This is a genomic window from Rhodanobacter sp. K2T2 (assembly GCF_013408815.1).
In the GTDB taxonomy this organism is placed as follows: domain Bacteria; phylum Pseudomonadota; class Gammaproteobacteria; order Xanthomonadales; family Rhodanobacteraceae; genus Rhodanobacter.
The window spans coordinates 42,097-66,576 of record NZ_JACCCA010000018.1; the positions used below are offsets into that span (position 1 = coordinate 42,097).

Below are 24,480 nucleotides of genomic sequence, written 5' to 3' on the forward strand. Positions count from 1 at the left end.
ATCGCCAGACACCGACGACACCGGTGAACGAGTGAGGTCTCAGGGCGCGATTTATACCGAGGTCTGCGTCAGCACCATCAATGCAACAAGACCGTTTACGGAAATGCAGTCTGGGAAGGTTCAACGCCACACGCACTGACACGCACGACGCAATATAGAGAACAACATGATGGCCAACTAAAAGCCTGAAAGCTCGGGGCAAGAGCATCAAGCGGGCAGTATTGACGGGAAGTCTCTTACGGAATTGTTAGGCATTGTCGCCAATACTATTGGAGAAGCTTGCTGCCGGATAAGCAAAACGCACGAACCGCGGTGCGCCTCGAAGAAAGTACAAGCCAGCGCAGAAAGCGATTGCGAACGCACAGTTACCCCGACGCATTCTCTCGGCGATCCCATCTCGCGTATTAAACTTGCGCAGATCACTGTGCCGTCGACTCGGAAACCCCATGAGCTATCTAGAGCTGCATCATTTCTTGCCGCACCTCAACGAGATCTTCGCGAGCAGCTATAACGATGAACCGGTCGCCTTCATTCTGGTGGAGGCGACGCCGCTGGGCATGACATCAGCTTCCCGTCAGCCCTTTAGTCTCCTGTTTTTTTGTGAGAGAGCGGAAGTCATGCCGCAAAGCCTTTATCAGCTGCGGCATTCCATCATGGGCGACTTCGCTATTTTTATGGTGCCCATCGCTCGGCAAGCAAATGGGTTTATCTATCAAGCAGTATTCAATTGATCCGCCGACCAGCGCATGGTCAGGTGTGAAGAGCTGCCGTCGTCGAGGTCGACTATGCAGAAGCCCAGTCGTTCGTAGAGCCTGCGCGCAGCGGTATTGCGCCGATCGACATGCAGAACCATGCCGCGTCCGAGCGAGCCTGCCTCCATTTGGGCACGCTTGATCAACAGGCCGCCAATACCTTGATTTCGGATCGCTTCGATCAGCGTGATATCGACGATAAGGAATTCGAGCATATCGCGCAGGAGGTATAACCGCCCGATCGACTCGCCATCTCGTTCGATCAGCAGAAACTCGGCGGTACCAAAAAAGCTCACGTAGTGGCGATGCTGAAGGTCAAACTGGTCGTCGAGGAATTTCTGCTTGAACTCGACCGGCCACGGCACGGATGCCAGCTCGGCGGCTCGCGTCTGCGCGTAGAGCATGCGCAGGAATGCCATATCGGCGTCTACGATGGGGCGTAAGGTGATGCCGCGCGCGTCAAGTTCCACCGGCGTACGCAATCGGTCGCCGCGCGCTTCGGGGAAAGAGGGTGACGCCACGTCGCTCAACCGAAATTGGGGAACGCGCCCTGCAACGCGATGCAGTAGTTCAACGCGAGGTAGGGCTGGCGATTTTCATGCGGCTGCCCACCGCCGGTTACGCCGACCGTTATGGGTGCAAAACTGGTATTGGGCGTTATACCGTTGACGAATGGGTTCACGTTCTCCGGGGGTATCAGCGCGTAATTCGCCGCCGGTGAAGGGCTTCGCTTGGCCGTGTCGGGTTGATTGAACACGTTCAAACTATGGGTATGGGAAGGGATGGTAGACGTCGTCAACGCCACCCCATTCTCGCCAAACGTTTCGCCGATAGTGCGCGAGCTCAATCCCGGTCCGGTACCCTGGCTGCATGGCGCACGCGCGGTAAGGTTGGGTAAGTTGAAGGTGGTTCGTCCGTCGCCGCCGTAGGCGGTGCCGATCAACGAAAAAAGGGCGTTGAACTGCCTGATCTGTAAGGTCGCACCATTGCATAACGCCCATCCGACGGGCGCGAAGTTAAATGCAAATAACTGGATTTCACCCAAATACGGCTCGGTCATATCGCTCTCCTCAAGATGTTAGCGTCGCGGCTATTCGATGCTTGCGCTCGACTCAACTCGGCGACGGATAAATGCCGGCCCAGGCAATGCAGAACGACCCGGTCAAGGTCGGCATCGTGTTGTCGTGTGGTTGGTTGGCGCCGATAGCACTGATCGTGGTGGGAGACATGGCATAGGAATGCGCACCCGTGAGATCGCTGGCATAAAGGAGATCGCCGCTGACCGTACCCAGCTCGACACTGCTCGACAGTGCGTTGCCGTTCGCGAGGCCGGTCGTCGCGGCAAACGTATGGTTGTGCGAGGGCAGATTGGGCGTAAGCAACGTCACGCTCTCGCTACCGCTGTACTCGCCTAGAACGCGCGGCGACAGACCGGCTCCTCTGCCCATGTTGATGGGGAGGCGCCCACGCATATCGGGTACGGCAAACGTGCTGACGCCATCGCCCCCGAAGGTGGTTCCAAGCAAGGTGAAAAGCGTTTCGTAATCCGAAATGGGCTTTAGGCTGCCGTCACAGGCAAACCAGCCGGTTGGAATACGTGAAAAAGCGAACAGCCGGATTTCTCCGAGATAAGGCGTGCTCATGGCTTGGCTCCCGTGCGGACTTGGATGCTGAAACGGTCAATTACGCGACGGAAAAATGCCGTATAGCGCGATATTGAAATTGAGTACGCCGTAGGGCTGCATATTTACATGCGGCTGACTGCCCCCCGATAACCCAATCGTCTGGCCGTTCAACACCACTTGCGGCCCCGAGGAGGGCGCGTAGATCGATTCCGATCCGCTGCCCGCGTACATCGCGTTGGTAGGGTTTTTGATCGCACCGGCGTTTGTCGACCCCAGGGCCGTATGCGTATGCGCCGGCAGATTCTGCGATACCAAAGTGACCGTTTCGGCCCCCCCGACCTCGCCCTGCGTATACGCCGGCGGCTGCCAGTTGGGATCCACCGACGCCCCCGCACCTACCGCGGCTCGCCCTTGCAAGTTGGGCAGTGCGAAGGTAGTGCGGCCATCGCCGCCATATTGCGTTCCGAGCAGCGAAAACAGAGCCTGAAACTGGTTGATCGGCAAAAGCTGACCGTTACAGGCTGCAAAACCGCGGGGCACAAAACCGAAGCCCGCCAGCATGATTTGCCCCATATAGACCTGAGCCATGGATATTTCCCTTGAAGGATGCGCGTCCTCGCGCCGCGCTAATGTGTAACACGCTTGCCGTAGTTACAAGTGCATGTTTTTTTTGGTGCGTCGCAACTAAAGCCCGTGACTATTTACAGGCACTTTTATTTATACCCATTTCTTGCTTCAATCTCCTCGGGGAATTACGAAGCCTGGAAGTCTTACTGCCGATCAGAGCGCAGAGCTTGTCGATTGCAGGGTATCCAGAGTCGTCACTGCAGCCATGACATCGCAACGATGTCGAACGCTGTGGAAAACAGGGAAGAGGGGCCAATATGCTGCATCGTCTGTTTGACCGCACCATGGCGCGTGCAGGTACGTACGCTCATCTTCAATCGAAGGTGGGTGCGAATCGTCTGTCGATTTTATTGGCGCGTTTGACGCTGCTGCTGATCATTGCCGGCGGGTCGCTGTGGCCAGACCTAGCGCATGCCAGCGGCCCGAGCACCGAATGTCCGTCGACGCAGATAGAGACTGTGGCATCCGGCGGCACCTTCACGGCGAACTTCATCACTTGTTCCGTCTTCGGCCTGAGTGGCGTTTCCGTAGAACCGACCCATGGATCATTGTCCGGGGTTGATCCACAGCACGGCAATGGCACCGGCCTGGTCACCTATGTGGCCAACGAGAACCCGAGCTCGACCAATTCGATTACCGACAACTTCACCGTGCTCGACGACGAAGGCGATACGATCGCCTTCACCGTCACCATCCAGCCGAACACGTCAGCGCTGACGATTTCGCCGGCATCGTTGCCCACGCCGGTGATCGGGCAGTCATACAGCGCGACGCTCAGCGCCAGCGGCGGCGTCGCTCCTTACGCCTTTTCGGTCAGCGGATTGCCACCGGGGCTCACGTTCAACGCGAACACCATCTCCGGTACGCCAACCGGTACGGGCTCGTTCGTGATCGTGGTCAACGTGAGCGATTCGACCACGCCCGCCGCGCTCACCGGCAACGAGGATTACACGGTCACCATCGCCGAACCGGTGTTGACCGCGGCGCAGCCGCCGGCGGCCGCGGTAAATGCGCCGTACAGTTATCAACTGCAGATCAGCGGCGGCACGCCGCCTTATTCAAATTACGCCCTGGTGGCCGGTCATGGCCTGCCTGCCGGACTCAGCCTCTCCAGCAGCGGCCTCATCACCGGCACGCCCACTGCGGTTGGCACGACCAGCTTCCAGTTCACGGTGTACGACAGCACCAGCGGGACCGCTCCTTTCTTCGGCACGGTGACCGCCTCGCTGACCGTCAACGCGGTGCCGCCGATCACGCTGAGTCCGTCCACGCTCGGCACGCTGACCGTCGGTGTGCCGGTGAACCAGACGATCACCCCCAGCGGCGGCTCGGGCGTGTCGCCCTATGCCTTCAGCATCAGCGCGGGCACCCTACCCGCTGGCCTGAATCTGTCCTCCACGACCGGCGTGCTGTCCGGCACGCCGACCGCGGGCGGCAGCTACAGCTTCACGATCAGCGTGCACGATGGCGGTTCCGGCACCGGCTCGCTCGCCTACAGCGGCACGATACAACCGGCAACCATCGCCATCACGCCGACCACGCTCGCGGCAGGCACGCAGGCAACGGCCTATAGCGCAACCGTCACCGCGAGTGGCGGCACCGCGCCTTACACCTATGCGGTGTCCGCCGGCTCGCTTCCCACCGGCGTGACCTTAAACAACAGCACCGGCGCGCTCAGCGGCACGCCGACCGTCTACGGCAATTTCAACTTTACCGTCACCGCCACGGACAGCAGCGGCGGCACGCCTTATTCGGGCAGCCGCGGCTATACGCTGACGATCCATCCGAGCGCGCCGACCGTCACTCCGGCCACTTTGCCCGATCCGGTCGCCGGCGTGGCCTATAGCCAGACGCTGGCAGCCAGCGGCGGCAATCCGCCCTACACGTTTGCGATCAGCAGCGGCAGCCCGCCACCGGGGATTTCGCTGCTCGGCGACACGGTCTCGGGCACACCCACAGCCACCGGTGTGGCGACGTTCACCGTCCAGGTCACCGACGCTGCCGGCACGACGGCGACGCGTACCTATTCGCCAAACGTCGCCGCGCCGACAATCACCATTACGCCGGCGACCGTGCCTGCGGCGACCCTGCATGTGGCGTATTCGCAGCCACTCGCCGCGCAAGGTGGCACCGCACCGTATACCTTCAGTTTGGCCAGCGGCGCCCTGCCTCCAGGCCTGAGCCTGGGCACCGACGGAACTCTGAGCGGATCTCCGAGCACCGGTGGCAATTTCAATTTCACTGTCGCCGCCACCGACTCCACCCGCAACGGCACCTACCAGAGCACCCGCAGCTACAGCCTGACGGTGGCTGCGCCAACCATCACGCTGACGCCCGGCAACCTGCCCGCGGCCGCGGTCGGTAATGCCTACAGCCAGAGCATCGGTGCGACTGGTGGCACGGCGCCGTATACGTTCGCCGTCACCAGCGGCAATCTGCCCGCCGGGCTACAGCTCAGCAGCAGCGGCACGCTGTCCGGCACGCCTAGCGCCGGCGGCACGGTCAACTTCAGCGTGACCGCGACGGACGCCAACACCAATACCGGCACGCTGACGTACTCGCTCACCGTGAATCCGCCGACGCTGAACTTCACGCCGCCGGCCGGCACGCTCGATGCGCCTTACGGCAGCGCCTACTCGCAGAGCTTCGCCGGCAGCGGCGGCACGGCGCCGTACACGTTCGTGCTGACTGGCGCCTTGCCGAATGGCCTAAGCTGGAATCCAGCCACGGCGACGCTGTCGGGCACGCCGACGCAGCCGGGCAACTTTCCCGTCTCGATCACGATGACCGACAGCAGCACCGGCAGCGGCCCGTTCTCCACGACCCACAACTACACGGTGACCGTCGCCGCGCCCACTATCGTGCTTGCTCCTGCGACGTTGCCCTCGGGAAGCGTCGGTACGGCCTATGCGCCGAGCCAACTCACGGCCAGCGGCGGCATTGCGCCGTACACCTATTCCATCGTCGCCGGCGCATTGCCCGCCGGCCTGACCCTAAGCGGCAGCGGTACACTCAGCGGTACGCCGACGGCGGCCGGAAGCTTCAACATTACTGCGCGCGCCACCGATACGAATGGAAGCACCGGCCAGCAAAGCTATACGTTGACCATTGCTGCGCCGAGCCTGACCTTGAATCCCGCGACCTTGCCGGTAGCGACCGCCGAGGTGGCCTATTCTCAAAGCATCAGTGCTACTGGTGGCACCGCGCCGTACACGTATTCAATCAGCAGCGGCGCGCTGCCGGCCGGCCTGAGCCTGGATTCCACGACAGGCGCACTGGCTGGCACGCCGACCGCGGCCGGTACCTTCATCGTCAGCATCACCGCCCACGACAGCAGCACCGGCACCGGCGCGCCGTTCACGGCAAGCCGCAACTACACGCTGACGGTGAATGCGCCGAACGTCGCGATCAGCCCGGCTAGCCTGCCGAATGCCAAAGTGGCGACGGCCTACACCCAGCAGTTCAGCGCCAATGGCGGCAACGGCACCTACAGCTATACCGTGAGCGCAGGCAGCTTGCCTGCCGGACTGACCTTGAGCAATGGCGGCCAGCTCTCCGGCACGCCGACCAGCGCCGGCAGCTTCAACTTCAGCGTGACCGCAACCGATGGCGCCGGCTTTACCGGTACGCAGGCGTATACCCTGGTGGTGGCCACGCCGACCCTGCAGCTGACCCCGGCGAGCCTGCCGGCAGCCACGGCGGAAGCCGCCTATACCCAGACCCTCACGGCAAGCGGGGGCACTGCGCCTTACACCTATGCCGTGAGTGCAGGAACGCTGCCTGCGGGCCTAACATTGAACGCGAGCAGCGGCGCACTCTCTGGAACGCCGACCGCTGCCGGCAGCTTCACCTTCACAGTGAAAGCCACCGACAGCACCACCGGCAACGGTGCACCGTTCTCCGTGAGTCAAAGCTATACGTTCACGGTGAACGCGCCCGCCCTGACGCTGACGCCGACCACTTTGCCGAACGCTCAGTCGGCCGTGGCGTATAGCCAGCAGATCACCGCCACTGGAGGCAACGGCACGTACAACTATGCGGTGACTGTCGGAACGCTGCCAGCTGGACTGACGCTTTCCAGCAGTGGCCACCTGGCGGGTACGCCCAGCAACGTGGGCAGTTTCAGTTTCACTGTGACCGCCACCGATGGCCTGGGCTTCACCGGCTCGCAGGCTTACGCCTTGGTGGTCGGTGCGCCGACTCTGCAGCTGACGCCGACAAGCCTGCCGGCGGCTACGGCGGAAGCGACCTACACGCAGTCGTTCACGGCCAGCGGGGGCACGGCGCCGTACACCTATGCGGTGAGTGCAGGCACTCTGCCTGCGGGCCTGACACTGAATGCAAGCAACGGCGTCTTGTCGGGAACGCCGACGGTCGCCGGCTCCTTTATTTTCAGCATTCGCGCTACAGACAGCAGCGGCGGCGTTGGCGCGCCGTTCTCGATCAGCCAGAGTTATACATTCACGGTGAATGCGCCCAGCCTCACGTTGACGCCTGCCACCTTGCCGCAAGGCAAAGTGGCTGTTGCTTATACGCAGACCACCTTGTCTGCATCCGGCGGGTCCGCCCCATACACCTATGCGGTGACTTCGGGTTCGTTGCCTGCCGGACTAACACTCAGTCCAGCCGGCGTAGTGTCAGGCACACCGACCGCCGCCGGTTCGTTCAACGTCACCGTAACGGCAACCGATAAGTTCGATTTTCAGGGGGCCCAGGCTTACGTCGTTGTGATCGGGCAGGAAGTGCCCGTTGTGTCTAACGGCGCCGCCAGCACGAATGCCAACACCGCCGTGACGATCCCGGTGACTAGCGAAGGTGGGCCGATTACAAGCGCCACTGTGACTCAACAGCCGGTGCACGGCACGGCGACGGTCAACGGGCTGAGCATCGTCTACACACCGGCATCGAACTATTTTGGCACCGATGCGTTCGAGTACACCGCGACGGGCTCAGGCGGCACGTCCGCACCGGCGACGGAAACCATCACGGTCGTTGCGGGTGCGGTGCCGGTGGCTACTGCGCAGTCAGCGACCGTGCTCGCCGGAAAATCGGTCACTTTGCACGCCACCACGGGGGCCACGAACGGACCGTTCACTGCCGCAGCCATCGCCACACAGCCGTCCTCCGGCACGGTGGTCGTCCAAGGCACCGATCTGGTCTACACCGCGGCGGCCGATGCCTCAGGCAGCGTCGGTTTCGACTACACGCTGTCCAACGCTTTCGGTGCCTCCAAGCCGGCGCATGTCACCCTGACGATCAATGGAGTGCCTGTAGCACCCACGCTCGAGGCCACGACGATCGCCGGCTCGACGGTGCAGATTGATCTCACGGCCAGCGCACACGGCGGTCCGTTTACGGCGGCGACGCTGGTGTCGGTTTCGCCGGCCAACGCCGGTTCGGCAACGATCAAGGCCAGCGGCACGGGATACACGCTGTCTTATACGGCAGCGCCGACGTTCGGTGGTGCTGCGGTGTTGCGTTATACGCTCAGCAACGCGTACGCCACTTCAGCGCCTGGCACGTTGACGGTCAGCGTGACTTTGCGCAGCGACCCGTCGAAGAACGCCGAAGTGCTCGGCGTGCTCGATGCACAGGCGGATGCGACACGTCGCATGGCGATAGGGCAGATCAGCAACTTCCAGCGTCGTCTAGAAGCACTTCACAGCGGCAGCGCCGGCGGCGGTTTCAGCAACGGCATCACCGCTAGCTCGGCGGACAGCGTGCGCCGCCCCGACGTGATGGCGGATCTGAATAACGGTACCCAGAACGGAACGACCCGCTTCCTGGTCTCGCCGGACGCGCCGACGTCGACCAGTCCGCTGATCGGACCTAGCGGCAGCGGCTCCACGTTGGGCGGTTTCTCGATCTGGACCGGCGGTGCCGTGAACTTCGGCAAGACCCAGCCGGGCACCAGCGACAACGGCGTCGACTTCACGACGCAAGGTTTGAGCGTGGGTGCGGATAAACAGGTGACCGAACGACTGGCGATGGGCGTGGGCGTCGGCTACGGCCACGACGATTCGGACATCGGTCAACACGACAGCCGAAGTACCGTCAACAGCTACAACGGGGCGATCTACGCCAGCTTCCGTCCAACGGAGGCGCTCTACGCCGATGCGTTGCTCGGCTATCAATGGCTGTCGTTCGATGCGCGTCGCTATGTCACCGACGACAGCAATACCGTGTTCGGCAATCGCGATGGCAAGCAGTGGTTCGGATCGTTTTCGGTCGGTTATGAACACCATGCGGGAGACAGCCTGCTGTTTACACCCTATGGCCGGTTGGACCTGGCCCACGCGAATCTCGATGCCTACACCGAGCACGGCGACGCGACCTATTCGCTCGCGTACCAGCGGCAGACGGTCAAGACCAGCACCGGCACGCTTGGTGTGCTGGCGCAGTGGTCGGTCAAGAGCGACTACGGCGTGTGGGCTCCACAGCTGCGCGCGGAGTTCGGTCATGACTTGCAGGGATCGAGTGAAGCCACGATGCGCTATGCCGATCTACTGAGCGGACCGCTGTATCAGGCGACCCTGCTCAATCAGTCACGCAACCACACGTTGCTTGGTGCCGGCATAGGCCTGCAGACCGTTCAAGGCTGGACGTTCCGTGCCGAGTATCAGAACTATCTGGACAATACGAGCAAGGACAATCAATCGATCCTACTGGGCGTGGAGAAAAAGTTCGATCCGTGAGTGGCCTTAGGCTGCTTAAAATTGGGCAGAACGGCGCTCAGTGTCCAAGCATGATATCGCGACTGCGGCTCCGCACTTCTGAATCTTCGCAGTGGTCACGTTCCACTCCGTGACCTCGCGAACCTACCCCTGAACATAAGGTGGGGGCTCGTTGCGTGGAGACCGCCATTAGCAATCAGCAGGTCCTTACCTATACAAATTCGGTAGCCGCCCAAGAAAGTTCGCTCGTCGCTATGGGAAGAACAACTATCCAGTTGCTGGATTGCCTATGACGCCCTCGAATAGCCTGTCGAATCAAAAACGGAAAGCAGCTCACAACGCCGCATTCTACGCAGCTATTTCTGCCTCTATATCTTCGGCGGTTTGGCCGGCGACGTTCAGCAAAAGTCCGAAATTGGCCAGAAACGGACGGGCTCGAACGTCGCGTTTCGGGCCGGCTGGATGACATCGTCCTATCGTCTCTCGCAGCGGAGGTTGCTGATACATGCAAACGTCACAAGAAAAAGAGTACTTCACACCCGAAGTGGGGGTAAACCAACTCGCCGCGGCCATCGCGCTTATGTGCTCATCGAAGATGGTTGAGTTAGATCGCGATAGCAGCGCGTTCAAGCCCGTCTCAGAATTTGCCTTTGAAGATGAGGCGCGTAAGCAGCACCCGATATTCGGTCGAGTAATGTTGTGGATCCTATTTTCCACGGGAGCTGAGTACCTACTGAAGGCATCATTGATTTTTTCGGGTTTGCTGGAGATCAAGACCCAACAGAAGCTGGGTATACCTTCGAAAGAAACGCCGTGGACATCAGAATGGCTGCTAAGCGTTCCGCATGCTGGCGTCGAGGATTTCAGTACAATGGGTCGAGTCAAATCACAACTCGCTCAACTGTTTTATCGTCATCAAGGCGTTTCGCAAGAGGACAGGGAGAGGGTCCAGCATACCTACGACTTGCTTACAGACGCTATTCGCAATCGTGATGCGCACGCCTACGTCCAAGGAGTTCGAGCTGCGCACTTCCACGTACTCGAGACTTTTTGCTCCGCCTTCAACACACTACTTTCCTTGGTCGAAGAAAACGCGTTAAAAGGCGCGCTGAAGATTGCGATGCCCAACGCCTAGCGTCCAAGCAAAGGCAATAGATTAGGCGAAAAGATCAGTCCGACGACTGCTAAGCGGCAAGGTATTCTTGGAAGGCCTTTTCTGCTACAGGCCGGATAACCACGAGGCACGGTCTCCATCCAAAAGGTCGCTGACCGGCCATCAAGAGACACTCGGCATGCAACATCGAACGACCGGAGTCCGACTGGCTCCGGCCATTCTATGGATATGCGCTCACCTAATAGGCGATTCGTTCGTCGCTCACATAGCGCGCTTGCAACCTTGATTTTGCTCATGAGGACATGCGCAAATTGCCTACCGAGCCTGGAAAGGCTCTTAACCCAGTCGCGTCAACGCGAAATCGATAAAGCTTCGCAGCTTGGCGCTAGGCCTTACTTCGGGCAATCGGACGATGTGTACCGCCCGCGTAGGGAGCTCCCAATCGGGCAGGAGTTGCACTACGTGACCTGCCGCGATGGCGGGTGCCAGCAATGCGTCCGCTTGCATGATCACGCCCACTCCTGCTATCGCGGCACTCAGCAGCGCCTGGCCATTGTTGGTGCTGAATTGTCCGCGAACTGGGACCTTAACGACATCGTCGCCTCGCGCAAAACGCCAGATGTGGCTCGGTCCCCAAACTGCAAAATTAAGCAGCGCATGGCCTTCAAGTTCGGACGGATGCGCCGGCATACCATAGCGTGCTATCCAACTGGGACTGGCCACGGCGAACATGCGAGACATGGCGAGCGGACGCGCGATCAGCCTATCGTCGAGCGTGCGGCTCATTCGCACACCGCAGTCGAAGCCTTCTTCCGCGAGATCAACCACGCGATCATTCAAACTCAGGTCCACTTTCACTTGCGGGTGCGCAGCAAGGTAGTCGCCGATCACTGGCGTAAGCCTATGGGCACCAAACGATACGGGCGCCGTGATCCGGAGTATGCCTTGCGGCACAGTGTGCAAAGAGTCGACAACGCCATCGGCGGTTTGCACGGTCGCTAGCACGTCGCGACATCGCTCGACGTAAGCCGCGCCAATGTCAGTAAGTCGATGTCGGCGCGTCGTTCGCTCTAGCAGTCTTGCGCCCAACTGGGTTTCGATAGCGTGGATGTGCTTACCAACCATCACCGCCGAGAGATTCAGTGCCGTTGCTGCCGCTGCGAAGCTGCCCGCATCGACCGTCGCCACGAACACTTCCATGGCACGCAGTTTGTCCATATTACTAACCATTGGTTTCGAATGTGCGAACAATACGCTCATTTATCCAAATAAGTATTTGCAAAATAATCCTCCTATCCCATCTTTCAAAGGAGTTGGATATGAAGGTTTTAGTAATTGGTGCGAGCGGTACCGTTGGCAGTGCGGTTGTCGCAGCGTTGGTCGATCGGCACGAGGTGGTCCGCGTGGGTCGCGAGCACGGCGATTTCCGCGTCGATATCACGAGTGACGACAGCGTGGAGGGGATGTTTAAAGCAGTCGGTCCATTAGACGCTATCGTTTCGACGACAGGTAGCTTGTTCTTCGGGCCCCTCGCGACGATGCGGCCAGCAGATTTCAACATCGGCTTGCAGGACAAGCTACTTGGCCAAGTGCGGGTCGCGCTGCTGGGCCAGCATATGTTGCGTAAGGGCGGCTCAATCACGCTAACCACGGGGATCGTCGCCGAAGAGCCGATCAGACAGGGAGCCAACGCGACCGCCGTCAACGCATCGATTGAAGGCTTTGTGCGGGCGGCAGCAATTGAATTGCCTCGCAATTTACGCATTAACGCCGTGAGCCCGACGGTATTGACGGAGTCCAAGGGCGTCTATGGGCCATTCTTTCCCGGCTTCGAGTCGGTGCCTGCGACCCGTGTCGCAATGGCGTATGTGCGGAGTGTAGAGGGACCCCAGACGGGGCGCGTTTATCAGGTATGGCAATAAGATTGGAGGCGGCTTACAGGCCGCCAGATCAGAACGATCGACTGCCACGGTCAATGGCCGCTTCCACCAACGTTGCAGACATATTGGGTGCGAGCGCGAAAGACGGCAACGGGTCAATAGTGGACATTTCGCTATCGACCGGCTGGACGCCATCGAGTCCCACCATAGCTTTCAATATGCGTCTGGATAATCTTCTGTCGAAGGCTATTTTGTTTCAACAGCAGCTGCACTGCATCGGTATTGGTAATGGCGACTGAACGTATCGCTTGATATCGCTGAGCCGCTGCTACCAATGCAGTACACGCGTTAAGTTTCACGCCCTTAGTGCACGGACTCCGGGCAAGTATGTCGTCGAACATTTCGACATTCGTTCGCCCTTTCAAAGCATCACTTAGAAGTCCATTTTCGTCCAATACCATATCGCTGTTAATGGTTATTTCCGACTTGAGTTGCTGTTCTTCGACTGAATCAGTATGCCCAACTGCCTCCAATCTCTTTAGGCGCTCCCAGTCTTCACTAGCTCGACTGAGACTCGTTTCCTGCATCTTACGTATGGAGTTGACGATATAAGGATGACTCTCTATTTCTTCGGAGAAGTTATTTAAGACAGAGGCCACGCTGGCTGTAATCTTCTCCTGATCTACAAGAGATTTCCCCTCTGTATCAGTCCAAGCCATTTCGCCCAAGCCATTTTGATTGCGATGGGAGCAAGCGGTTGTTGACATTAGTGCAATTGATACACACGTAAGAAAAAAAGCGTTCGGAGCCCAACAGCTGATCATGAGGTGGGCGATTCTATAAAGCATATTCATCCCTTATTTGTGCATGACTTTTACGGCAGTGTCCGATTCGGATCGAAAGTTGACGTTATTTTTTAGTTGGGCTCCGCAACTTATCTGCCAGCCAGCCCGCTACATAGCTAAGGACACCCAGAGCGATGCCCGCAGGGATTAGCCAATGGAGAAGATTGTTTTGCAGTACGGTTATGTAAACATCATGACCGTGATTTGATACGGGAACGACGCGTTGGGTCGACGGGTCTGGCGATAGAGGTCCTCTCACGATTGCTAGCCAAACCCAGAACCATGCCAATACGATTGGGGCCGAGGCCATACGCAACGCCACGGACACAAGCTTCAAAAATCTACTCGAATTCACGTCACGTCCTCCTGAAACATTCTCCTTTCTTTGCGTCCGCTCTGGGTCGGTTTCTGCCGGCCGGAGTCGGTCTGAGAGTGATCATACTGGTCGGCGTGCTCGTCATCGCCAAACCGTCGTGTGTTGCAAGCGTCCCGGTGCACGCAGCCCTTCCTGGCAACGTGGTCGTCGGCGAACGACATCCTCTTGGCGACGCTTTACAAGACGTTTCGGGTGGCCGGTTTCGCCCGGAATAGCAGCATCGTCACCGCCACGGCATGGGCGAGCCAGGATGCTCCGGGTCAGAGCCCTTCGCACAGCGACGGTGCGAATAGAGTCTCTGCCCTACCCGCGGCATGGCTATCGCGACATCGTACACACCCTCACTCCAGCCGCTTGCGCAGCAGGGTAAGCCCTATCGAGGAATGCAGCGGCGGAAATTACACCGCGCGTAGCGGACGCCGGCCACGCAACGGCGCCCCATGTACCTGGCCGATCTGCGCGTCGATGGTAGTGAGTATCACAAAGTCCGCCGACTGGTTCAGATGGGCTGCATGCTCGCGCGCCTGCGCTTCTGTCTTGAAGTGCTGCGGCTTCAAGCGACGCCCTTGGTGAAACCCGCACACCACATACGTTGCCACATCCATCGCTATCTCCCGTGAGGTGCGCTGAGTTTGTCGGCGAAATGTGTCAGGAGATGAGACAAGATTTTGTGCAGGCGTGACAGAAAGTGGTCGGTGCGCCACCTTGATCCGCTGTTGACACCGTACAGGACTATGCTCGGGCTCCCACCGAGGACGCGCCATGGCGGTATCACGCCAAGAGTTACAGCGGCGCCTGGCAAAGCTGGACACCGATATGCCCGAGTTGATAGCGAGGTTTCCCGACCGGGACGACTTGCTGGCCGAGTTCTTTGCGCGCGCGTATTCAACGATCGACGCGATCACGTTGACCGAGGACGCACTGGCGTTTAACGAGATCGATCGCATCCTGCAAAAGTTCGGGTACAGGGCTCGTAGCGACAACTAAAAAGTGTCAGGGACCATGCAAGAGACCAGGCAGCCGCCCCAGCGGCGCCACCGCTGCGAATCGGCGCATTCTGGCTTCGACCCTTCGTGTCAGAAATTGTCCCCGGCACCTTTTTCGTCATAACCCGGTCAGTTCGCCAGAAAACGGTCAAACCTTGGCGTAAGGCGTGCTCGCCATCATTGTCGTCAGCCCGATAGCACCTTTATCCACGATCGCCAGCAGCACCTTGTGTGCCGACGTGGTTTTCCCGGTCTTTTGATACGTCTTATGGGCCTCCCACAACGACGATGTGGTCTGGTGGATGCCCACTATTTCAATGCGGTAAACCAACGGTTCGAGAACGCCCGCCAACAGCTGGCGACAAAGTTTGGCGATAACGAATTTCCAGTCGACAAACCTGTCGACGCTCCCATCACCGTTGTACCCTGTGAACGCGCAACGCTGAATTCTTACGGAAACCATGTCTCTGAAATTGAACAGCTGATACGCCAGCTGCCCGCCCATTGACCGTTCGATAGGGAATGGAGACACGCAACCATCGCGCAGTTTCACCACGTCACGTGTATCGGATCGATCATCCAGGGGTGATCGATGACGGAAACATTCCAAGGGATCTGATCCGTCATCACGTCGAGCGTTTTGCGCTGTACGCGCAGCATCCATCGGTTGTCGCCTAGCCGCAGTTGCCCTTCGCGTCGCAGGAACGTTTCACGCAGGCTCGCCAGCGAGGTCTCGCGTAGCACGTGCCAGTTCGCCACCACCGCCTGAAGCATTTGATCGCACACATCGAGATCGGCCTGGGCCGCCGTGATCGATCGCGCGACTGGCTGAGCCGTGGGCTGACCACAGAGCAATTTGTTGAGTACGAGTTCGGACTCGGGGCGATCCAGACGGGCATCGACGCAATATTGCAAAAGATGCACCGCCCGCGATAGCGTCTCACCGTCTGTAATGCGCGGCTGGCCGTCGTCGATTGCAAGCAATTCGAGCTTCTCAAACAGCATCGGCAGGTAAGGACTCAGCAGTACTAGACCGGCATTGCCGATACGAAGCGCATGTCCCGATGAATCCGGATTATTTTTCATATTCACGCCTTACAGTCTGACAGGCCACCTCACCGCTGACGACCCGGATTTTTCGGGATACCGCAGGCCGTCTCTACTCGTTTAAAAGCCGCGGCTCAGAGCGCACTTTTTCAACTCGTCCACGCTGACCCGAGTTTTCCCTGGCGATCCATCGTGTCGATGGACCCGCCCCATCACGCCACCGAACGGCCGTCTGGACGGCCGTTTTGAAATTCGATAGATCGGAGCAACTCCAAGGAAGATTGTCGAGATGCCAACGTCGAGCGGGATCAACGACGCATCATCGTCAAGCGCCGAGATGCCATCCGCCTCTTTGGACGATGTCGACGGCGCCGCCAGCGCGCTTGTTGCCGAATTGACGCATTCCGCATGGATGGGTTGGAGTACATAGCCTAGTACGCCATTTCGTTGTCAGGGGATAACCATGAAAGTAGAAGGATTCTACCGGTCGATTGCGGCCGCCCGGGTCGCGCTTGTCATCCTTGCCAGCGTGGCCGTCACCAGTTGCAGTACCGATGGCTCCGCCTCGAAGCGAGCTATCGAGACAGGGGTATCGCCCACGGCGGATAGTCCGTCGGCGATGGCCAGCCCCGGCGTGGCGGCCCTGGTCATCTACAATGCCAATGTCGTGACCATGGACGACAACAACGCTTCCGCTCAGGGTGTCGCGGTCGGGCCCGCCGGCCGGATCATGAAGGTGGGCACCAACGCGCAGGTGCTAGGGCTGGCCGACAAGAATACGCAGCGGGTGGATCTGCGCGGCGCGACGGTGTTGCCGGGGTTTATCGACCCGCATTCGCACATGGCCGGTTATGCGATGTACAACGATCCAGAGCACTGGACCGACGTCTCCAACGTCAACGTGCTCTTCAAGCCTTTGCCGGGCACGCCCGGATGCCTCGACGCAAAGGATTACCAGCACTGCTTCGTGCCGGTACAGACGCAGCAGGATGTGACGGCGCGGATCAAGGCGGCCGTGGCGAAAATTCGGCAGTCGGGTTCGCAGATCGATCCGCTGCCGGTGCTGGCCTTCAACTACGACGCATCGCGCCTGGGCCATGGCGCCGGCTGCAGCAAGCCGGATGGCCTCGGCCTCGATTGCGAGACCTTCGAAAACGGTCTGGCACGGCCGCAGCTCGATGCCATCGCGCAGGACCTCCCGATCTACGTCACCAGCGAGTCGGGGCACATTTCCTATGTCAACACCAGGGCTTTGCAGATGCTCAATATCTGCAACACCTCCGTGGCATCCGGTGGGTGCCATGCGCCCACCACCAATCCCACTGTCGAGTCCCAACTTGCCGAGAAAGGGCAGCTCGACGAGGATCTGTCGCTGTACGCCACCGGCAAGATGCAGGGATTGGTACTTCATCGCTATGCCGGCCTGGCGGAAACGCTGTTGCAGAAGGCCGCCACGATCTATGCACAACACGGCTATACGCTGGCCCAGGAAGGCGCCGCGACGATCGGCGATATCGGGCTCTACAACAACGTTCTGAAGAACTGCCTGCCGACGAAGTGTCCCTTCCCGCTGTCCGCGGCCATGGTGGCCTATGACGACAGCAGCCCCGATTTTTCGTCCGTCGTCGCCACCGGTGCGGCGGGCCGAACCCTGGTGGGCAGCAACCCGCTGCTCACCGTGGCGATGCTGAAAAGCTTTACCGACGGATCGCCGCAAGGCTATACCGCTTTTCTCAACTCGCCTTACATGCAGGTGTTTGCGCCGTTCACCAACGGCGGCATCTTTCAGCAGCCGTATGTGGGCCTGCCCGACCTGAGCGAGCAGCAGATTCAGCAGCGCCTGTACGCCGCGCATGCCGCCGGCTTTCCGATGCTGATCCACCAGATCGGCGATGCCGCGATCGGCAATGCGGTGCGTGCGGTGATGGCCTCGGCCACCAAGGACCATTCGGTGCCGCCGCCGGGCACGCACGACGTGATGCTGCATGCGCCGATGATCACCACCGCACAGCTCGATCAGTTGAAGACGCTGAACCCGGGCGTGGTGGTCAGCATCATGTCGACCAACGTGTATTACTACGGCCTGCCGGAATGCCAGCAGGTGCTGGGCCCGCAGCGCACGATGAACATCTACCCTGCCCGTGCGGTGCGCGACCGCGGCCTGCATCTCACCTTGCACAGCGATACGCCGGTGACGCCGCCTTACCCGCTGTTCGAGATCTGGGTAGGCGTAACGCGGCAGACCCAGCAGCCCCCGTGGTACCCGAACCGCAACACACGAACCTGCCCTGTGGTCTTCGCCAACAACCCGGCTTACCCGGGCGACGAACGCATCAGCATTCTGGATGGCATCAAGGCGTTCACCACCAATGCCGCCTGGCAATACGGCATGACCGATCGCGGCAGCCTCGCCACCAGCAACGTCGCCGACATGGTGATTCTGTCGAGCAATCCGCTCGATCCCTCGGTCGTCGCCAACCCCAACCTGCTGCAGAACATCCGCACCCTGGCCACGGTGAGCTACGGCCGCTACATCCCCAACCCCACCGCCAATCAACCGCCGGTTTGGCCGAACTAGGCACGGGGTCAGGTTGGACGACCGCTGATTTCTCGGACACTCCGTGCAAGGACAATCCTTGCATGGAGGTGTTCGATGGAAACGCGTCAGCGGTTCACGCCGGCGTTCCAACGCGCAGCAGCCGAGTCGCCGGTGCCGACGGCTTCCGCGAGCGTGGGTTGGCACTGAGCACGGTCGAAATCTGACCCGGTTGTCTCGGCGCGTTTTCGCTCAAAGCTTCTGTGCTTCGATCCGGTCGAAGACTTCGCGCACGGCAAGCGCTGCGTTGAACACGACTTCGCCCAGGGTCGACACGGTCTGCGGATGCAGCGGCTCGTCACAACCGACCGTGATCACGTCGCCATGCGCCGTAATCGTCCGCAGCAGCGTGTTGAGCTCGTCGAGCTGGTCGATGGTGACTCCGAAAACAAGGCGTTCTTCCGTCATGGCATCCCTCCTCCGGTGATATCGCGAATAGGCCTCCACACAAAAAGAATATCTGTTTTTCAGATATTTGAAAAGCAGATATAGCGTCATGGCTATCGTTTCGGATAGCCGCCATGCCTGCTAAGTCCATACATAAGGATGAGTACTCGGTACTGCTGCGCCGCCTGCGCGAGCTTCGCACCACGGCAGGCATGACCCAAGTCGACCTGAGCACGGCACTACAGCGCCCTCAGTCTTATGTCAGCGACGTCGAACGTGGCTCACGCCGGATGGACCTGTTGCAGTTGCGGGAGTTCTGCAATGCCTGTGAGAGTTCGCTGACCGAGTTCGTCGATGAATTCGAACAAGAGTTAGGCCAAGCAAAATCTAACCGCAGGTCACTAAAGCAACAGTCCCGATGAGCCAAAATTTTTGAAGACAGATTGAAACGCCGGGAGAACGGAAAGCGACCACCATGTCGCCTCCACAATTTCAGGCAACAGCCAGTAAAAAAGGGGATACGCAGTGGACGCATATTCAGCAGGCTCGGTGTGGCATCGATGGGACCCTCATATCCACGGACCAGGGACCCTCCTGAATGACCAGTTCAAGGGAGAAGATGTCTGGGAAAGTTACTTGGGATGCATCGAAGCGGCAGCTCCTAAACTCCGAGCACTGGGCATTACCGACTACGGCAGCATTTCCACTTACGAGCGGCTTCTCGCATCCAGAAGCGAGGGTCGACTACCAGACGTCGAGCTTCTATTCCCGAACATCGAACTGCGGCTATTGGTCGGAACTGGTACTGACACCGCCGTCAATCTTCACCTTTTAGTATGTCCCGACGACACGGACCATGTGGAGCAGACGAAACGATTCCTACTAACTCTCACCTTTGAACGTAAAGGCGAGAAATACCGTTGCGAGCCCGGGGATTTGATACGACTCGGTCGGGCTCACAAAGGGCAAATAGAAAGTGATATCGCTGCACTAGAAGAAGGAACCAATCAGTTCAAGGTAGACTTCCAATCCGTTCGTGAGGCACGGAAGAATTCGCAATGGGCTCGAAAGAATATCCTTTTTGCCGTTTCAGGGAGCAGCGTAGACGGCACTGCTGGACTTCAGAAAGATAGCTCCTTCGCTAGCGTCCGGAAGGAAATCGAGTCCGAGGCCGACATCATATTTTCTGCGCAGCCTAACGCTCGATCGTTTTGGCTTGGTAAGGGCGCAGCAACACGGGACGACCTGGATCGCGAGTGGGGCGGGTGCAAACCGTGCCTCCATGGATCCGATGCTCACAAACTGTCCTCTGTTGGCAAGCCAGCTTTAGATCGCTACTGCTGGATTAAGGGTGAACTAATCTTCGAATCATTACGCCAGGCTTGTATTGAGCCGGAAGGTCGCACTTTTATAGGACTGGAGCCTCCGTCAACCGCGAGGCCTTCGCAGACTATCGCATCCATGTCGATATTGAAGGCGGACTGGATCGGCGCGGAACCTATCAGGTTGAATCCTGGGCTTGTCGCAATCATTGGACCACGAGGTTCTGGAAAAACAGCACTTGCCGATATTCTGGCCGCCGGCACGGACGCGGCCGAGTGGGACAATCAGCGTTCATTCCTTTATCGAGCACGTCATCTCTTGAAAGGCTCTGATGTCTCAGTGAGTTGGGGCGATGATACCGAACAAACTACGCCCCTAATTCAGTCCGATACCGACGGAGAAGATTTGCCACAAGTTCGCTATCTGTCGCAGCAATTCGTCGAACGCTTGTGCCTAGCTGAGGGGGTGTCTGACGAGTTGCTTGAGGAGATGGAACGGGTAGTCTTCCAGGCGTACCCCAGCGAGCAACGCATAGGAATAGCCTCATTCACGGAACTGCTTGCTACAAATGCTTCGAAGCACAGAGCAACCCTGAGGAGAGAACGCGAAGTACTTATTTCTGTCAGCGACGCCTTAGTGAATGAACGTGCTGCAAAAGCGAACGTGCCTGCAATGGAGCGGCAGTTAAGAGGTCTTAACGAACGCATGGCGGCTGACCAACGCGATGTCGCTCAATTGCTGAAATCCGTCCCGGGGACTGACCGTCAACGTATCGAGGAACTTGCCGAAGCTCGAAATCGAAGAAGTGAGACCCTTGTCCAAAGGATGCGCCGAAAGACTGCTCTCGCCGAACTAGAGGAGGAAGTCGACGACGTTCAAGATAATTTCGCACCCAGCTTCGAGATGCGCATCCGCGCCGACTACGCCGATACCCGGCTGAACGCTTCTCAGTGGGACATGTTTTCCCTTACATTCGCGGGCGATGTTACCGGCCTACTTCAAAGGAGAAACGAGGCAGAGGCTAAGGAGATTTCTTTACTCCAGGGACCCACAATTAAACCTCTATCCATAGACGAACTAAGCGCTGCATCTAGCTATATATCCGCCGACGCGAAACTTCTAGAACAACCGATAAGCTTACTGGAGGCTGAGCTAAAGCGCCTGCATGCCCTCGCTGGCATTGATGAGTCAAATAATCGCAAAGTAAGCCTTCTTCAGTCCACCATAACTAAGGCAGGAGTCGAGGCGACTCAGCTCAATGAACGCATCACATACGCAAAGCTTGCGGATGAACGAATCAGAGACTTGCTCGTAAAAAGGTCGAATGCCTATGAAAAGAGTTTCGCTGCACTAATCGCGGAAGAAGAGCAGCTGAAGGAGCTATACGAACCACTCCGGCAACGAATTGCAAGCCAATCTGGAAGTTTGGCCAAGCTCTCTTTCCAAGTGCAGCGTCGCGTCGATATGGAACGGTGGACCCAACAGGGAGAGGCTTTGCTTGACCTCCGCAAAGGTGGACCGTTTCAACTTCAAGGGACTCTACTCAAAGTCAGTGAAGCTAAGCTCAGAGGGGCATGGGAATCGGGCTCTGCAACGGAAGTTTCCGAAGCTATGCGCCAATTCCGCGCGGAAAACGAGGATGCGCTCGTAACACATGCTCCGAAGGACGCGGCGAGCGGTGCCGGCCGACAGAAGTGGGCGCGCCAGATTTCATCCTGGCTCTACAGCAGTGACCACATAAGCATCGCCTACAGCATCCAATATGACGATGTAGATGTGGAACAACTCTCACCAGGCACTCGCGGAATCTTGCTACTGCTCCTCTATTTAGCTATTGATACCGAGGATGACCGGCCGCTCATTATCGACCAGCCGGAAGAGAACCTCGATCCGCAATCCATCTATTCCGAACTTGTAGAACATTTCCGTCGCGCCAAGCAACGGCGTCAGATCGTGATCGTTACGCATAACGCAAACTTGGTAGTTAATACAGACGCCGACCAAGTCATTGTTGCGCGAAGTGAAGGCCATGTTCCTGGTTGCCTACCTAGAATGCACTACGACAGCGGAGGCTTAGAAAACGCAGGAATCAGGAAACAGGTTTGCGATATTCTCGAGGGGGGCGAGATCGCATTTAAGGAAAGAGCAAAGCGATTGCGAGTCCGCTTGAGATGACTGCATGAAGCTTTGTCTGACGGCACACCACTTCAGGGCATATTGCACTCCTTCCAGCAACCAAGCCTTTCAGGAATTGTCCCACATAGTTTTTGTCAGAACAAAAACGTGGGAGACGTCGATCGCGAGCGGTCGACTTATGAGTACCACCTGGCCGCGTAGCAAGGGCATCTCTGAAAAGTAAGGACAAAAATCAAGGTATTCCAAGCCAACGTGGCACCGCCTTGTGGGCAGATCTGAGGTCATCGCTGCGAGCCAGACAAGCGAAAAAAAATACTGCCATCTCGATAGCCAGCACCCATCGAATATTCACAACTGAATCGACGTGCGAAGGAGCGAGGGCATAGATAAAAGAAAGAGCCGCCAACAGGCCAAAGAGCCAATATAGCGCGGTGAAGAGCCGTATCTCCCGCCGACGGAAAGATGGCTGTCGACGCCTCCTGGCTTTCCAGTTCACCTCGTGAGTTTCGTCATCTATTTCCAGCAAATCCCAAGCTCCGGAAATCTCAGCCAGGGCACGTCCCGACTGCTGGGATCCCAGAAGACGTCGGATTACCGGGACAGGAAGCCACTGACCGAAGAGGTGGCGTATAGCCGTCTGCTGCCAGAGCTCATCGTGGGCGTCTCGACGTGACCAAAGATCAAGAAAGTCCCTTCGCGTGGTTCGTTTGGACTGGTGCACTCCGAACAACCCCTTGGCGAGAGTTACCGACACCACGGCAAGCACACAAGGAATTAGGAGCCCTGCACCTCCTACCTTCAACAACTCCTCAATCACTGAAATCTCCTTTCGTCGGTACGTTAAGCCAGGTAGCGCGGATAACGAGGCACGCCTTCACCCGTCCATGCATTCGGTCGCACATTTCTTTGCTTTCAATCTCCTCGCGTCAACCTCCACTGCCGAGGCCGATAGTTTAACTAACCCCGCCCTCCTTCCCGCGGGCCTCAGAAAATCGGCAACCGGAAGGGAAAACCGGGACGGCTAGCTTTGCAGTCATATCAAACACTACCGCCGTGGAGTGCTTCTCTGATGTATGGTGCGAATCGAATGGAGTGATATCGGGGTATCGCCGGACTCAGGGGGAGCAATGGCGAAGCGCAAGCAAGGTGGGCTTGAACAGATTGCCGGAATGCCATGGCCGGTAGGTATCGTCCTCGGCGGAATCGGCTTTGTCGCGGTTCGCTACGGGATCGGCTGGTTTCTTACATCCAGCAGCAATCCGACACTTCATGCCATGGGTAAACCGCTAGCAGCAGGTGCGTGGTCATCCATCGCATGGGCTGTACTTGGTATCTGCTGGCTAGGCGCCCTGATCTCTTTTATCGGCAGTGCCAAGCGCAGACGTCTTCTCGAAACACAAACCGGACTCGACAGCTTACGCGCCATGAGCTGGCGCGAGTTTGAGATGCTCGTGGGCGAAGCATTTCGTCGCCAAAACTATGCGATCCAGGAAACCGGTCTCGGCTGTGCGGATGGCGGCATCGACCTAGTTCTGCGTAAGGATGGTAAGACCACGCTGGTGCAGTGCAAGCAATGGAAGACGCAGCGTGTCGACGTCAAGGTCGTGCGGGAGATGTTTGGTCTGCCAGCCGAAACGGGGTCAGGGTCACTTTCCGACTGGCGGAGAGGGCTGACACTGACAAAACCCAGTGACCGTCGACGCTATCAAGAGGATGCGCCCACGCCGATCCTCAGGCAATGGCAAGACAACCTCGACTCGACTTGCCCGGTATTCCGCAACACGTTGTCCAGCGAGGCAACAACCGTCTACCCTGCTTTCTCGATGACGCCGATCGACGACGTTACCTGACCCTGCTGGGCGAGGCGTTACTCGACACGGGCTGCAAACTGCACGCCTACGTATTGATGGACAATCATGTTCATCTGCTAACCACGCCGCCGAAGATCGGTGCGGTTGCTCGCCTCACGACGTCCCCCCCGGTTTTGAGTAGCACGATGATTTGGAGTCCAATCCCCCCATCGAAGGAGATTGGACGTGAAGAAGCGATTTACCGACGAACAGATCATCGGCTTCCTACGTGAAGCGGACGCGGGCCTGCCGATCAAGGAAC

Annotated in this window: 19 protein-coding genes and 1 pseudogene; 10 read left to right on the plus strand and 10 right to left on the minus strand. The window is 58.5% G+C overall.

What is annotated here, in order from left to right; genetic code table 11:
- Positions 1-446: 446 nt before the first annotated feature.
- Positions 447-731, plus strand: a complete 285-nt coding sequence (locus tag HDE78_RS20060; protein ID WP_179482862.1) for a hypothetical protein — start codon at positions 447-449, stop codon at positions 729-731.
- On the opposite strand, the gene HDE78_RS20065 is transcribed toward HDE78_RS20060, so the two are convergent.
- Genes HDE78_RS20065 through HDE78_RS20080 form a run of 4 tightly spaced genes read right to left on the minus strand, consistent with a single transcriptional unit; the run spans position 713 to position 2,965 of the window.
- Positions 713-1,273 (minus strand): GNAT family N-acetyltransferase, encoded by a 561-nt coding sequence (locus tag HDE78_RS20065; protein ID WP_343205674.1) that lies wholly within the window; start codon positions 1,271-1,273, stop codon positions 713-715. The genes HDE78_RS20060 and HDE78_RS20065 overlap by 19 nt on opposite strands.
- A gap of 5 nt (positions 1,274-1,278) precedes the next feature.
- A complete protein-coding gene (locus tag HDE78_RS20070) occupies positions 1,279-1,812 on the minus strand; it encodes a tail fiber protein (RefSeq protein ID WP_179482863.1) in 534 nt (177 codons plus the stop codon).
- Positions 1,813-1,864: 52 nt separating this feature from the next.
- Complete coding sequence (locus HDE78_RS20075; protein WP_179482865.1) at positions 1,865-2,395, minus strand: tail fiber protein; 531 nt, start codon at positions 2,393-2,395, stop codon at positions 1,865-1,867.
- 36 nt (positions 2,396-2,431) lie between these two features.
- Positions 2,432-2,965, minus strand: a complete 534-nt coding sequence (locus tag HDE78_RS20080) for a tail fiber protein (protein WP_179482867.1) — start codon at positions 2,963-2,965, stop codon at positions 2,432-2,434.
- A 296-nt stretch (positions 2,966-3,261) separates the two neighbouring features.
- Between HDE78_RS20080 and HDE78_RS20085 the strand changes: the two genes are divergently transcribed.
- Together HDE78_RS20085 and HDE78_RS20090 are read left to right on the plus strand one after the other, a co-directional pair.
- Positions 3,262-9,699 carry a putative Ig domain-containing protein gene (locus HDE78_RS20085; protein WP_179482869.1) on the plus strand — a complete coding sequence of 2,146 codons (6,438 nt, stop codon included), beginning with the start codon at positions 3,262-3,264 and terminating at the stop codon, positions 9,697-9,699.
- Positions 9,700-10,183: 484 nt separating this feature from the next.
- Positions 10,184-10,813 (plus strand): hypothetical protein, encoded by a 630-nt coding sequence (locus HDE78_RS20090; RefSeq protein ID WP_179482871.1) that lies wholly within the window; start codon positions 10,184-10,186, stop codon positions 10,811-10,813.
- Between the two features lie 315 nt (positions 10,814-11,128).
- Here HDE78_RS20090 and HDE78_RS20095 read toward each other — a convergent pair whose 3' ends face one another.
- Entirely contained in the window at positions 11,129-12,010 is an 882-nt protein-coding gene (locus tag HDE78_RS20095; RefSeq protein WP_179482872.1) for a LysR family transcriptional regulator, read from the minus strand.
- Positions 12,011-12,111: 101 nt separating this feature from the next.
- On the opposite strand from HDE78_RS20095, the gene HDE78_RS20100 reads away from it, so the two are divergent.
- Positions 12,112-12,714: a short chain dehydrogenase gene (locus HDE78_RS20100; RefSeq protein ID WP_179482874.1), complete on the plus strand. Its 603-nt coding sequence runs from the start codon at positions 12,112-12,114 to the stop codon at positions 12,712-12,714.
- Between the two features lie 131 nt (positions 12,715-12,845).
- Here HDE78_RS20100 and HDE78_RS20105 read toward each other — a convergent pair whose 3' ends face one another.
- Positions 12,846-13,439, minus strand: coding sequence for a hypothetical protein (locus HDE78_RS20105; protein ID WP_179482876.1), 594 nt, complete (start codon positions 13,437-13,439; stop codon positions 12,846-12,848).
- Between the two features lie 852 nt (positions 13,440-14,291).
- Complete coding sequence (locus HDE78_RS20110) at positions 14,292-14,498, minus strand: hypothetical protein (RefSeq protein WP_179482878.1); 207 nt, start codon at positions 14,496-14,498, stop codon at positions 14,292-14,294.
- Positions 14,499-14,655: 157 nt separating this feature from the next.
- Between HDE78_RS20110 and HDE78_RS20115 the strand changes: the two genes are divergently transcribed.
- Complete coding sequence (locus tag HDE78_RS20115; protein ID WP_179482880.1) at positions 14,656-14,880, plus strand: hypothetical protein; 225 nt, start codon at positions 14,656-14,658, stop codon at positions 14,878-14,880.
- Between the two features lie 147 nt (positions 14,881-15,027).
- On the opposite strand, the gene HDE78_RS20120 is transcribed toward HDE78_RS20115, so the two are convergent.
- A complete protein-coding gene (locus HDE78_RS20120; RefSeq protein ID WP_179482882.1) occupies positions 15,028-15,432 on the minus strand; it encodes a hypothetical protein in 405 nt (134 codons plus the stop codon).
- Positions 15,429-15,965 (minus strand): contractile injection system tape measure protein, encoded by a 537-nt coding sequence (locus HDE78_RS20125; RefSeq protein WP_255457936.1) that lies wholly within the window; start codon positions 15,963-15,965, stop codon positions 15,429-15,431. Before HDE78_RS20125 ends, HDE78_RS20120 begins: the two co-directional genes overlap by 4 nt.
- Positions 15,966-16,389: 424 nt before the next feature.
- On the opposite strand from HDE78_RS20125, the gene HDE78_RS20130 reads away from it, so the two are divergent.
- Complete coding sequence (locus tag HDE78_RS20130; protein WP_179482885.1) at positions 16,390-18,504, plus strand: amidohydrolase family protein; 2,115 nt, start codon at positions 16,390-16,392, stop codon at positions 18,502-18,504.
- A 210-nt stretch (positions 18,505-18,714) separates the two neighbouring features.
- Here the strand turns inward: HDE78_RS20130 and HDE78_RS20135 are convergent, their stop codons facing one another.
- Complete coding sequence (locus HDE78_RS20135; RefSeq protein ID WP_255457931.1) at positions 18,715-19,020, minus strand: hypothetical protein; 306 nt, start codon at positions 19,018-19,020, stop codon at positions 18,715-18,717.
- Positions 19,021-19,043: 23 nt separating this feature from the next.
- Here HDE78_RS20135 and HDE78_RS20140 point away from each other — a divergent pair, with 23 nt between their 5' ends.
- The 4 genes and pseudogenes from HDE78_RS20140 to HDE78_RS20155 form a co-directional block, all read left to right on the plus strand.
- On the plus strand, positions 19,044-19,331 hold the full coding sequence (locus HDE78_RS20140; protein WP_179482887.1) for a helix-turn-helix transcriptional regulator: 288 nt from the start codon (positions 19,044-19,046) through the stop codon (positions 19,329-19,331).
- A 103-nt stretch (positions 19,332-19,434) separates the two neighbouring features.
- Entirely contained in the window at positions 19,435-22,407 is a 2,973-nt protein-coding gene (locus HDE78_RS21260) for a TrlF family AAA-like ATPase (protein ID WP_179482889.1), read from the plus strand.
- A 1,088-nt stretch (positions 22,408-23,495) separates the two neighbouring features.
- Positions 23,496-24,218, plus strand: a complete 723-nt coding sequence (locus HDE78_RS20150; protein ID WP_255457932.1) for a restriction endonuclease — start codon at positions 23,496-23,498, stop codon at positions 24,216-24,218.
- Positions 24,107-24,337, plus strand: a pseudogene (locus tag HDE78_RS20155) (transposase); the annotation flags it as partial. The gene HDE78_RS20150 and the pseudogene HDE78_RS20155, both read left to right, overlap by 112 nt.
- Positions 24,338-24,480: the final 143 nt, after the last annotated feature.

Excerpts from the sequence above, each read along its gene's own strand:
- HDE78_RS20060 (WP_179482862.1), top strand. The coding sequence starts at position 447 with ATGAGCTATCTAGAGCTGCATCATTTCTTGCCGCACCTCAACGAGATC.
- HDE78_RS20070 (WP_179482863.1), bottom strand. The coding sequence starts at position 1,812 with ATGACCGAGCCGTATTTGGGTGAAATCCAGTTATTTGCATTTAACTTC.
- HDE78_RS20075 (WP_179482865.1), bottom strand. The coding sequence starts at position 2,395 with ATGAGCACGCCTTATCTCGGAGAAATCCGGCTGTTCGCTTTTTCACGT.
- HDE78_RS20080 (WP_179482867.1), bottom strand. The coding sequence starts at position 2,965 with ATGGCTCAGGTCTATATGGGGCAAATCATGCTGGCGGGCTTCGGTTTT.
- HDE78_RS20085 (WP_179482869.1), top strand. The coding sequence starts at position 3,262 with ATGCTGCATCGTCTGTTTGACCGCACCATGGCGCGTGCAGGTACGTAC.
- HDE78_RS20090 (WP_179482871.1), top strand. The coding sequence starts at position 10,184 with ATGCAAACGTCACAAGAAAAAGAGTACTTCACACCCGAAGTGGGGGTA.
- HDE78_RS20095 (WP_179482872.1), bottom strand. The coding sequence starts at position 12,010 with ATGGACAAACTGCGTGCCATGGAAGTGTTCGTGGCGACGGTCGATGCG.
- HDE78_RS20100 (WP_179482874.1), top strand. The coding sequence starts at position 12,112 with ATGAAGGTTTTAGTAATTGGTGCGAGCGGTACCGTTGGCAGTGCGGTT.
- HDE78_RS20105 (WP_179482876.1), bottom strand. The coding sequence starts at position 13,439 with ATGTCAACAACCGCTTGCTCCCATCGCAATCAAAATGGCTTGGGCGAA.
- HDE78_RS20110 (WP_179482878.1), bottom strand. The coding sequence starts at position 14,498 with ATGGATGTGGCAACGTATGTGGTGTGCGGGTTTCACCAAGGGCGTCGC.
- HDE78_RS20115 (WP_179482880.1), top strand. The coding sequence starts at position 14,656 with ATGGCGGTATCACGCCAAGAGTTACAGCGGCGCCTGGCAAAGCTGGAC.
- HDE78_RS20125 (WP_255457936.1), bottom strand. The coding sequence starts at position 15,965 with ATGAAAAATAATCCGGATTCATCGGGACATGCGCTTCGTATCGGCAAT.
- HDE78_RS20130 (WP_179482885.1), top strand. The coding sequence starts at position 16,390 with ATGAAAGTAGAAGGATTCTACCGGTCGATTGCGGCCGCCCGGGTCGCG.
- HDE78_RS20135 (WP_255457931.1), bottom strand. The coding sequence starts at position 19,020 with ATGACGCTATATCTGCTTTTCAAATATCTGAAAAACAGATATTCTTTT.
- HDE78_RS20140 (WP_179482887.1), top strand. The coding sequence starts at position 19,044 with ATGCCTGCTAAGTCCATACATAAGGATGAGTACTCGGTACTGCTGCGC.
- HDE78_RS20150 (WP_255457932.1), top strand. The coding sequence starts at position 23,496 with ATGGCGAAGCGCAAGCAAGGTGGGCTTGAACAGATTGCCGGAATGCCA.